Source organism: Bradyrhizobium jicamae (genome assembly GCF_001440395.1).
GTDB lineage: Bacteria > Pseudomonadota > Alphaproteobacteria > Rhizobiales > Xanthobacteraceae > Bradyrhizobium > Bradyrhizobium jicamae.
Map to the genome: position 1 here is coordinate 1 of NZ_LLXZ01000180.1, position 11,431 is coordinate 11,431.

Genomic DNA, 11,431 nt, shown 5'->3' on the forward strand with positions numbered 1-11,431 from the left:
CCGTTAAGTGATCTCCAATTGACGAGAAGTATGGAAAGAAACGGTGCATTGTCTGGGTCAGCGCAGCGCTGCAGACTATGCAAAAATGCCACGGAAGCCAGCTCTAGCGACACGACGGAGACACCACTCCCTGAGATGGCGCTGCGCATCGAGTTTCTTATCGCGCGGATAGTCGAGCGCGCGTGACGCGAGCGGTCAAGCGCTTATCTTCAGATCCTCTTGTCCGACCCGGCCGCGTGGTGATGCGCCCCAACGATGGGGGCTCCACGACTAGGTCTTCGGAGACTGGATCATCGGACACCGCCTGGCGATCGTTACCAAACATCCTCGCTGCTCTATCGGCAGAACGCCGGAATGGTCTGTTTCATTCTCTAATCGCTTGCGGAAGATCACGCTAAGGGAGCCGTACGCACGATCTAAAGGGCAATTACCAACCGTGGCAATTGATGGCAAAGGCGAACGATGGCAGGCGTAGTCGTAGATCAACAGGAAATCGCCTTGACCGGCGATGTGGCACTCTGTTGAAGTCGTAACGGTTTGCTAAGCTCCAGGTTACGCGGACACTGATTCCTGTTGTGCCCGCGGCCTTCATGTTCGTACACGCTGAGAACTTCGCGGTCGAGGCTATGCGCGAATGCAATCGCCGCGGAAGTTGCTCCATGTTGCCTCGCGTTAACGGGGCGGACCCGAAATGGCCGCGTAACATCCCGGGCCCGCCCTTAGGATCGCCGCTCCTGCAAGACTGGCGATGCTTACTCCAGCGAAGCAAACAGCGTGCCGGTTCTTGAAAAGGCGTCTGCACCTTTTCTGGCTGTCGTGTCTTGTCGAGTTGTGTTCGCTTTAATGGTACGCATCCGGTGGCGGCCACCTTGCCGAATGAGGCGCGGTGTCGAGAACTGTCCTTATGGACAGTGATAGGCGCAGTGCTCAAGTCGAACGGCTTGAAGTGGTGGAGACCGGCCGGCGGCGCCGCTGGTCCGAGGACGAGAAGCTCAAGATAGTCCTGGAGAGCTTACAGGCGCCGCGCCAGGTCGCGGCGACGGCGCGGCGATACGGAGTTTCGCGCTCGTTGCTGCTCCGTTGGCGACGGTTGTTTCGCCCTGAGCCGAAGGATGCCGCCGCGCAACAAATGGGCTTTGTACCAGCGAGGATGATCTCGGACTTGGGGACGACGCCTGGTCCAGTCGGTCCGGCCAGCAGCGGGGCGATCGAGATCGAGTTTGCGGCTGGGGCTCGGATGCGGATCACCGGCACGGTCGACGCGGCGATGCTGAAGGCCGCGGTCGCGGCGCTGGCCGATGGACAGCGGTGATGATCCCCATTGCTTCGGGCGTGCGGGTGTGGATTGCAACTGGCCACACCGACATGCGGCGCGGCATGAACTCGCTGGCGTTGCTGGTGCAGGAAGCTCTCAAGCGCGACCCGCACGGCGGCGACCTCTACGTGTTCCGCGGCAAGAGCGGCAAGCTGATCAAGATCCTTTGGCATGATGGGCTCGGCATGTCGCTTTATGCCAAGCGACTGGAGCGCGGCCGCTTCCTCTGGCCGTTGTCGGCCGATGGCGTGGTGACCATCACCCCAGCCCAGCTTGGCTACCTGCTTGAGGGCATCGACTGGCGGATGCCGCAACACACCTGGCGGCCGCAGGCGGCCGGCTGATCGCTGGGATTTGAATCGATGGCACGATTGGCAGTCCGGACAGAGCCGGCGTCTTGTGATTCTCTGGTCGGCGATGGGCGCCGATGATTCTCTCCCCGACGATGTGACCACCCTGAAGGCGATGCTGCGCGCCGAGCGCGCGGCCCGCTTGGCCGCGGAAGCGGAGGCGCAGGCGCGGATATTGCTGATCGAGAAGCTCAAACTCACGATCAAGAAGCTGCGGCACGAGCAGTTCGGACAATCTTCCGAGCGCGGCGCATTGCTGGACCAGCTTGAGCTGCAGCTCGCCGATCTCGAGGAGAACGCCGCGCAAGCCGAGACCGCGGCGCAGATGGCCGCAACCGAGAAGATTACGGTGCCCTCGTTCGAGCGGCGCAAGCCGGCGCGCCGGCCGCTGCCGGAGCATCTGCCGCGGGAGCGCCTTGTGTATCCAATGCCTGCGACCTGCCCATGCTGCGGCGACAACCGATTGCGCAAGCTCGGCGAGGATGTGACCGAGACGCTGGAGCTCATCCCGCGCCAGTGGAAAGTGATCCAGCACGTCCGTGAGAAGTTCGTCTGCCGGGCCTGCGAAGCGATCAGCCAGCCGCCGGCCCCCTCGCACCCGATTGCGCGTGGACGCGCGGGACCCAGGCTGCTGGCCCATGTCCTGTTCGCCAAGTATGGCCTGCACCTGCCACTCAACCGTCAGAGCGAGGTCTACCAGCGCGAAGGCATCGACCTCGACGTATCGACGCTGGCGGACTGGGTAGGCGCCTCCGCGGCAACCCTGATGCCGCTGGTCGATACGATCCGGAGCCATGTCTTTGCGGCCGAGCGCATCCACGCCGACGACACTACAGTGCCGGTCCTGGCCAAGGGTAAGACCCGGACGGGCCGGCTCTGGACCTATGTGCGCGACGACCGCCCGTTTGCCGGACCAGACCCGCCAGCGGCCGTGTTCTTCTACTCGCCGGATCGTGGCGGTGAGCATCCGGAGCAGCATTTGGCGGGCTATGCCGGACTGATGCAAGCCGACGCCTACGCCGGCTTTGGCAGGCTCTACGAGGCCAATCGCAAGAGAGGGCCGATCATCGAGGCCGCGTGCTGGGCACACCGTAGGCGCAAGTTCTTCGATCTCGCGCGGCTGAGCAAGGCGCCGATCGCGGCCGAGGCGGTCAAGCGCATCAATGTCCTGTTCGCCTTCGAACGCGAGATCAACGGTCTTGCTCCGCAGGAGCGCCTGCGCGTGCGCCAGGAGCGTAGCCGCCCTCTGATCGTCGAACTGCAGGCGTGGTTGCGCGAACAGCGCGCCAAGCTCTCCAGGAACAACGACACGACCAAGGCGATCAATTACAGCCTCAACCGCTGGGACGCATTCACTCGCTTCCTCGAAGACGGCCGCCTTTGCATGTCGAACAATGCGGCCGAGCGCGAGCTACGGGCTGTCGCCGTCGGCAGAAGAAACTGGACCTTCGCCGGCTCCGATGAGGGCGGCCGACGTGCGGCGACGATCTACACCCTCATCGCCACCGCAAAGCTCAACGACATCGATCCACAGGCTTGGCTCGCCGACGTGCTGGCTCGCCTGCCGGATCATCCCGCCAGGCGCATCCACGAACTCCTGCCTTGGAACTGGCGCCCTCAGAGCGTCGCTCACGCCGCCTGAGCGCAATCGGCTATCCGCCCAAAGCGACCTGACCAGGGGCCGTCGCCGGATGCGTACCTTTAATGCGCAAGTGATTGCAACACAACCTGCACGTATCGCATGTTGCGGGTACCGGACACAACTAAAGGAATCTCTTGCCCTTTTGACCTCAAGCTGTGTGGCAGTTTAAGTTGTGCACCTGTGCCTTGGAGGTCAGAATGGGCATTTATGTAATCGAGTACAAGGCGGACCCAAACTTCGTGCTTGGAGCATCCGATCAAATGGCCGGCGCCGCGTGGTGCTCCGCGCAAAAGGCACCCAAAATCGCTTCACTCTATGGGACGTCAGCTATGACACAGGGGCCAGTACGTTGAACTCAAGCGCAGGTCGGCTCGCGATCGCGCCCCAAGGCGATCGTGCCGCTCTCCGGAAGTACTATTGTCGCTCGCCGTCTACGACCCTGCTGAGCCCGAACAGCGATGGGAATTACTCACGAGTCCGGGCTTTATTCTAAGTGTCGCCGACACAAAGCAGTGTTTGACAACAAAAACCGCGTCACGAAAGACGGCAATCCTACCTGGCTCCACCAATTCAACGGGTCAGTTGCTCAGCAATGGAATTTTGTACCCCTGATGGACCTCGCGGTTGCAGAGTGATCAGGTGGGAAGCTAATGGGCGGCCGGTTCAGAGAACCGGCCGAATTCGGCCCACCTCACCGTAATCTTCCTGCCATCGAGCACTACGCACGCACCCACAGCGCAACGCAGTTAGGGCGTTATGCGAGCTCGCGAATCCAATGCTCCATCTCCGCCGCGTGAATGTCGCCAAACGTGATGCCCTCAACGAAAGTCTGGCGCTGCGGCTCAACATGGCCGGTCTACGATCCGGCGGCACGGCGAAACTTTCATCGGCTGCGCTGAGGAAAACGGCGACGTTTGGCGGGAGGCGTGGAAATGCACCGGGCGGACTCGCCGCGGGTGGCTGAACTATGAACTTGTGCGGGCGGAGGGTCACCCCAGCCCACGGACGTCCGTCCGACGAGTGTCGTGTTCGGCCCGGTTACGATCAAGGCCTGCAAAGTTGACATGCGCGAGGATTCCAAGACCGCGGGGATTGAAGCGCGCATGGAGTCCGCCGACAACGGGTGAGCTGACCTACCAGTTGTCATAGGTTGCGGACGGCGAGAACGAAGCGCTAATTATTAGGGAGGAGACGGCGCATGTTCTACGTATACAAATACGCGCACACGCCCAAACTAGGTAAATAGGCCTTTGCGTTGAAGCACGCGAGGTTGGAAGCTGCGGCACGCAAGCTTTGCCCGCGGGGCGCTGACGTGTGGACGGAGCCAAGCATCGAACTGCGACGCGCCTTCTTCGGCTCCCTGCGGGGGCGCGATTGGTCCGCAATGATCGCGCGGGAGAGCCTGGAATAGAATATGAAAACTTACCAGCCCAACTTGACATCCTTCGCCGCGTTGAAGTGTCCGGGCTAGCCGTCCAAGAGCATGAGACGGTCACTTGCTCACTTTTGGCTTCAGCTGCGACAAAGGCGCAGTGTAAGGCCGTTTGATTGCCTACTCCGTGAGCGCAGCACGATCCCAGTATCAAACGGTGCTCCCGAACGAACACGAAGGTGCAACCGACCCAAGAAGACGGAAGCCGACCTCATCGCGATGGAAGCGACTGTGTTGCTTCATCGGGTCGCCGACTTCGAGCTCGCGTGGAGGGGGTACGGGGACCCGAGGCGTGATGGCCCCCATCAACCCATCGACGGCGAGCCCGACAGATACCAGCCGAAGGATGAGCCTCACCCTTGGGACGTAGCGCGCGATGGCGGGCAGATCGCGCGCGATGCGCTGGACGGCAAAGCAGTGTCAAGCGCAGTGGCCGCTGGCATGTCGGCGTTCCAAGTTAAAACGTACGGTCGTTAGGCAGGCATGCGCTTTGACACTTCGCTGTGGGAGCGCGAACACGGTAAGAAACCAAGCGGGCGCCGCAAATGGCGCTTCCGGATCGTGTCAACCCGCATCACTCTGCGGGATTATGAGTTCGTGACGGAGACCGCGGTGACATTCCCAGCGGCGTGCAAAATTGCTATAAAGAAGGCGCGGCTTCGCCGCTCCGATCAAGTCGTGTTGCTGCCATGAGGGACTCATGGCTGACGGGACGATTGAACGATGGTGTACCGCACGCGCGGCAGTAAGAGCGCCGCTGCCGACATCCTCGTCGGAAAGCGCATTAGCGCGACTGGTGGTAAGACGAAGGCGAGGTTCACGGGACGTTTGATGATTCGTTCTCGAATGTGAAGCGCGAAGTAAACTACAAGGAGTATCAATCGCGCCTCGCCAATCCTGCAAGTGACCGTGCTCATGCCGCTTAATCAGATCTTCGGCGCATCGCCCGATCGGTGACTCATCAGCCGTCCTTCGAGCCGGGGTGTTGGATTCCCACGTTGAAGTGGTCGTCCACTGCCCCGTGGCGGGGTTGGTTAAGTGCCAGACTCCGAATTGGTTGTGGTGCGCCCCAGGGCGTCGGTGTTCGAGTAGTCTCCATCGTTGAACCGGCGCGAGCCGCGGAGCCCGCGATAAGAAAAGCGATTGAAATCGGAACCGAAGTACGCACTTTCGCATTCCTGTTGCTCCGTCAGATTGCACGAACGTTCCCACTCGCGTTCCTAACGGGTTGACCTGCCACTGAATTTTCATCCAGCAGCGGTTAAAGTCTCGGGGTTTTGCACGCCAAAGTGTTGCGGTGAGGTGGGCGGCATAGGCCGCGGGGGTCAGGTATTTCAGCGACGAGTGAAGCCGGATATTGTAGTCGGCGACCCAGTTGGCGATCTTGGTGCGGGTGTCATCCAGATCGAAGGACAAGGTCTCGTTGAGCAGTTCATCGCGCATCCGGCCATTGATGGGGAAGACGGCCCCGCTCCCTCGGCGCCGGCGATATACTGGCGATGGACAAACCCGCTATCAGGAGCAATTTACCAATGGAAGTCGCGACAATTGGGTTGGACATTTCGAAGCACGTCTTTCATATCCATGCAGTTGATGGCCAAGGCCAAGTGGCCGGTCGCCAACGCCTAAGGCGAGGCGAGATCGTGTCGTTCTTCTCCTCGCTCGCACTTTGCCTAGTCGGCATTGAGGCCTGCGCGACTGCTCACCACTGGGCGCGGGAGATCACGATGTGAGATTGATCCCGCCAGCCTATGTTAAGCCCTACGTACGAAGAGGAGCCAAGAATGACGCCGCTGACGCGGCAGCGATCTGCGAAGCGGTCACCCGTCCCAATATGCGGTTCGTTCCAATCAAGAGCGTCGAGAACCAGGGCTTCTTGATGCTTCATCGTGCAAGAGGCTTGTTGGTCCGCCAACGAACCATGACAGCCTGCGCCGTTCGGGCTCACTTTGCTGAGTTCGGAATCATTGTCGGGCAAGGCCGGCAACGGGTGGATGGTCTGGTGGACTTGTTGGATGACGAGGAACTGACGCTACCGGCCTACGCCCGCATCGCACTAGCCGTCCTTGTGAACCAACTGAAGGAATTGGACCGGCAGGTCGAGGCCATCCAGCGCGAGCTAGTTCAGATCCAACGAGTAAATCCGATGGCGAAGTTGCTGTCCTCGATTCCCGGGATCGGTCCCATAACGGCCACGGCTCTCGCCGCGACCGTGCCGGACGCGACAATGTTCCGCTCCGGGCGGGAGTTCGCGGCCTGGCTTGGCCTGACGCATAAGCAGAATTCCACCGGCGGGAAGGATCGGCTCGGCCGGATTACGAAACAGGGCGATTCCTATCTCAGGCACTTGCTTGTCATCGGAGCACGTAACGTCGTTCGGTACCCAAAGGCACGCTCCCGGGTTGGAGGCGTCTGGATCGAAGCCCTGCTTGAACGGCCTCGGCCCATGGTCGTCGCCGTCGCCGTTGCCAACAAGTTGGCCCGGATCGTCTGGGCGATGATGACGACCGGGGAGTTCTATCGGCCTAAGCTCGCGGCCTGACTTTCCGCGTATGTTGGCCACCTTATGGTGTGAGGGCAAATGACAGCATGATGGACACCGGCGGAGCTGGGAATCGAGCAAGCCCGAAGAGCTTTAAGCGCAACAAGCGCGACCCGTTGATGAGGCCTCGATCCGCGATCTCCATCAGGGCCAGCGGCCATGCCATCGGTCGCACTAACAGGCCGTATACATGACCCCACCCGACCGGTATCCAAAGTGCTGCTGAAATCCCTTGCATCCGCGGGGCCGCCTATACAAAAACTCTCGACGAAGCCGTTCTGCATCGGCTTTCCCGGCGCGATAAAGTGCCAATCGATGACCGTGTCTTGCTCCAGGCGAGCATGGCGTGGCAGGTGAACTCGGTGCCATGGTCGGACACGATCATTCCCGGCTTGCCACGTCGCTCGACGATTGCCGTCAGTTCGCGGGCGACGCGCCGTCCCGAGATGGACGTCTCCGGAATGGCGCCCAGGCATTCCTTAGTGACGTCGTCGACGATGTTGAGAATGCGGAAGCGCCGGCCGTTGGCGAACTGGTCGTGGACGAAGTCCAGCGACCAGCGCGCGTTGGTCCTCGCCTCGATCAGGATCGGGGCACGGGTCCCCACAGCTTTGCGGCGAGCCCGCCGCTTGCGGACGGTGAGCCCTTCCTCGCGATAAAGCCGGTAGATCCGATTGATCCCCAAGGGCTCTCCTCCCTTCGCAGCAGGACGCATAGCCGGCGGTAGCCGAACCGCCGCCGCTCGTTGGCGAGATCGCGCAAACGGCCCCGCAGAGCCGCGTCCGCAGGGCGGCTGGCGCGATAACGGAGCAACTTCCGATCCGCGCCCACAACCTCAGCAGCGCCAGGTAACGTTCAGCTTTGAGGTGCTGGCCGGAATCCTGCCAGACAGCACCTCGCTGACGGCATCCGGCTCGTGTTGTTCCAATATCTGTTCATCGAGACGATCGTCCAGCCGATGAACGCGTGGCTGGCCTGCTTGTTCTGCGTGCCGACGCTCTGGATCATCCGGCCGTACTTGTCCTCAACACCTATGAGAAAGAGCTGCCTCCATGCAAGGCTTCGATTGCATGCTCGCGCTTAAACGCTTTAAGCCCGTGACCCCACGCCAGCAGGTCGGACAACAATTCATCAGGCTTACTCTTGTTTCCTTCGCAAATAAGTGATCGAGCGCTGCCATTCATAGCGACCAGCGGCTTGCCACCAACAAGCCGACCAATTCATACACCCGCAGCACGCGCCGCGGGCAGTAGAGTTCTTTACCGATCCAAAGCGCACGGGTCGGCCTGACGTATGGCACGTAAGCGCCCAGCATCCACTGGCATGCCTTGGACGTCGCATCGGCGATCACGGTTGCCGGATTTTGTGGCTGGAGAGCATATGGAGAGAGAGCACCGCATATGCGCTTTCCTCGAATGTGGGCGCATCGCCGATCCCGCAGCCGCCGCAGGCATGCTGTTTCGCCAGCAAGCCTGCCAGCGCCCGCTCGTCGCGCCATGCAGGGCGACCATGCCCAAGCGCGGCAATTGCCTGCGCGGTCAGGCACAACCACGACGCATGCCGCTTCTTGCCACTCCAGACGCCGTCATCATCTCTGCTTTGTTCCAGATAGGCCTCGCCAGCCTCGAGGGATTCTCCGATCAGGAGCAGCGCGTGAACGGCATGGGCGATGGTGGACACCGTCGGGTTACGCTCACTCACCGGGTAGGTCAGGAATAGATTCCCGAGCGCAAAGCTACCTAGGGGTTGTAAGGCAATCGGTAACCAGTCATTGCGAGAACCTACATCACGACTGCCGATGTCATCGCCGTCGGGAGCGAAGTTGATGGCCGCACCCAAGCCTCTCTTGTTGATGTCGCCTCGCAATTTTGTAACGATCTGTGCGACCCATTGCCGCCAGTTCAATGGGCTGCAGCACATCGCCCAAGGCGAGGGTATTCAGGATCCAAGACGGTTCGAATATGTCGATCGGCCAGACGTTCGGCATCACACCTGAGATCCCGGCGCCGGTGCAGACAGGAGCTTTTTCCAGATATTGTTCGGCATTCCGAATCGGGGCTTCGTCGAATCCGGCGTTCAGGCCGCATACAGCCATGCGGCAGTCGCCGACGGGCTGATGCCGACGCTGCCGGCGCGATCAAGCATTGCGGCGCTGGGATTGCTGCCCCACGCCTCCCATTCCCACCGGGAGTGTTGCTCGACGCAGTATTGCCGGTTTTTTCTCCCAGTTGGACCAACGCATCGTATTGTTTTGCCGGCAGCGCCAAACCCACCGCGTTCGCCTCGACCAGCAGACGAGGCAGGATCAGTTCGAGGCCAATCGGGATGTCCCCGGCTAGCGGCGCCCGCCACAACGCATCCGCTTATGAGACGAAGGACTGGAATTGGGCGAGGTTTTGCCGCGCCGCTTCAGGTTCTGGTTATATTCGTGGTGGCTGGTCACGATATGTCGGTTTCTTGTGAATTCAACCATGCGGCTTTGCCCATCGTCATTTCTATTCTCCGTGATCAGAATCACGCAGTAAACGTAAAGTGAGTGCCTTCCCTACAATCAAACAGGCAGATGCGATCGCAGGCGATTTTCACTGTAGGATGCGGTGTCGTGATCGAAGCCGATGTACACCCCGAGGCGCTTCAACAAGAGCCGCTTTGCCCGCTTCCGCGAGTGGAAAACCGACGATGAAGGCTTCTAGCGGGGCGGGCGTTCAGTCGATTGGGAAGCTGGTCGTCACCCGCCATCCAGAACGGATCGCCGGTCACAGGCTTGCCTTCGCCCGAGTTTTCCTTGTCGAAGACACCACGGCTCAGATTTCCTGGATGCGGAGAAGGTACGGTCGAATGCCGCTGTGAACCGGTCGAGATCGATGCCCAGCGACTTCACAAGCGCTACCAAAGAAGGTAGGCGTGAAGATGTTGGAGGTTGTGCTAGCTTCCGAAGAGTTGATGATCGGAACTGAGCAGAGAACCACTCTTTATTCAGGTTGGGAGATATCGAATGCCCACGATTGTAGCCGAGGATAAGAAACGCGCACGGCGGACACGCTCAGTGCCCGAGCTGGCCGTGCTCTTTCGCTTCCGCAGCATATAGCGTTGCAGAATCGGCGGAGCCTGCTTCGCGCAATTCAATTGGGTTTCTGGAATAATCAAGCCAATCTCCTGCTGCCGGCTCCAAGGATTCTTCGGAGTTATTGAAGTGGCAGTTCCCGGAGAAATACTGCCCCGAAGTCGTTCAGCCACGGCTCGACAATATTGGATCAGCTCAAAGCGCAGCGATAGTTTACAACGCGCTAAACAATCCGCCGAGCATGAACAAAGGACGACCACGCTCTAACTCCCTCCGGAGAGCTCGCGAGAAACGACACCTGGCCGACGTTGTGATCTCTGACAGAACGACCTACTGCTGTCGCATCGTACTTATCAACTGTCTCGCATCGACTCGTGACGATTCAATCACGCTCAACTTCAAGGTGCATTTAATCGTTCGCTCTCTTCCATAAATTCGCCTCTAAGTTGCTCCACAGAAGACGTGGATTGCGGTTGGACGTCTCTCAATGAAGCTCGCACGTGTGGTCATCGGCTTGATCCTCCTCGCCGGCGGATTGTACGTCGTCATCGGCGAGCACTTCGCTGGAACTTCGGCAGATGCCACCGTAAATGCTCGACTTTACATCGTGCGCGCGCCGATTGACGGCCGGGTCACGCTTGCCGTCAAGAGCATTGGTGGACGCATTAACGCGGGGGAACTCGCGGCTGAAGTGGCCGACGAGCGCTTCGATACCGCTCGGCTTCTCGATCTTGAGCGCGACCGGGATAATCAGCGCAGCGAACTCAAACGCATTGCCGGTCAGCGTGACGTGCTATCGCAATCGAGAGCTGGATTTGATGCGCAGTCAACTGACTACCAGCGCGGCAGAATTCGGCAGATCGAGGCACGAATCGCCGAGACGAGGGCGACGCAGGATGCGGCAGCCGCGCGCCTGCGCGAGGCAGATGCGGAATTCAAACGCGCCAATGAGTTGAACAATCGCGGCGTTCAGACGGCTGCCAGCCTGGATCGGGCGCGCGCGAAGTTCGATGTCGCACAGCAAGACGTAGAGAGTGCGCAACAGCGCGTCAACTATTTCGAGACGGAACTCACCTCAGCCCGCAC

Annotated in this window: 6 protein-coding genes and 3 pseudogenes; 6 read left to right on the top strand and 3 right to left on the bottom strand. The window is 60.3% G+C overall.

The genetic code is table 11. The annotated features are described in order from the left end of the window. From CQ12_RS45720 to tnpC, 4 genes are all read left to right on the top strand, one after another. On the top strand, nt 1-186 hold a 186-nt coding region (locus CQ12_RS45720), incomplete at its 5' end, for a hypothetical protein (protein ID WP_210180598.1). A 760-nt stretch (nt 187-946) separates the two neighbouring features. Then, nucleotides 947-1,312, top strand: a complete 366-nt coding sequence (tnpA, locus tag CQ12_RS30190; protein ID WP_245310238.1) for an IS66-like element accessory protein TnpA — start codon at nt 947-949, stop codon at nt 1,310-1,312. Next, nucleotides 1,312-1,659, top strand: a complete 348-nt coding sequence (gene tnpB / locus CQ12_RS30195) for an IS66 family insertion sequence element accessory protein TnpB (protein WP_057838935.1) — start codon at nt 1,312-1,314, stop codon at nt 1,657-1,659. Before tnpA ends, tnpB begins: the two co-directional genes overlap by 1 nt. A gap of 73 nt (nt 1,660-1,732) precedes the next feature. After that, the gene (tnpC, locus tag CQ12_RS30200; RefSeq protein ID WP_057838941.1) at nt 1,733-3,307 is read left to right on the top strand and encodes an IS66 family transposase; all 1,575 of its coding nucleotides are present in this window, start codon (nt 1,733-1,735) and stop codon (nt 3,305-3,307) included. Between the two features lie 2,731 nt (nt 3,308-6,038). Here tnpC and CQ12_RS44335 read toward each other — a convergent pair. Beyond that, nucleotides 6,039-6,203: pseudogene (locus tag CQ12_RS44335) on the bottom strand (integrase core domain-containing protein); the annotation flags it as partial. Between the two features lie 68 nt (nt 6,204-6,271). On the opposite strand from CQ12_RS44335, the pseudogene CQ12_RS30215 reads away from it, so the two are divergent. Beyond that, nucleotides 6,272-7,281, top strand: a pseudogene (locus tag CQ12_RS30215) (IS110 family RNA-guided transposase). A gap of 257 nt (nt 7,282-7,538) precedes the next feature. Here the strand turns inward: CQ12_RS30215 and CQ12_RS30220 are convergent. Together CQ12_RS30220 and CQ12_RS30225 are read right to left on the bottom strand one after the other, a co-directional pair. Next, nucleotides 7,539-8,124: pseudogene (locus CQ12_RS30220) on the bottom strand (DDE-type integrase/transposase/recombinase); the annotation flags it as partial. 504 nt (nt 8,125-8,628) lie between these two features. After that, a complete protein-coding gene (locus CQ12_RS30225; protein ID WP_157088575.1) occupies nt 8,629-9,120 on the bottom strand; it encodes a hypothetical protein in 492 nt (163 codons plus the stop codon). 1,712 nt (nt 9,121-10,832) lie between these two features. On the opposite strand from CQ12_RS30225, the gene CQ12_RS30230 reads away from it, so the two are divergent. Continuing rightward, the coding region (locus CQ12_RS30230) for an HlyD family secretion protein (RefSeq protein ID WP_488226007.1) at nt 10,833-11,431 on the top strand (599 nt) is incomplete at its 3' end.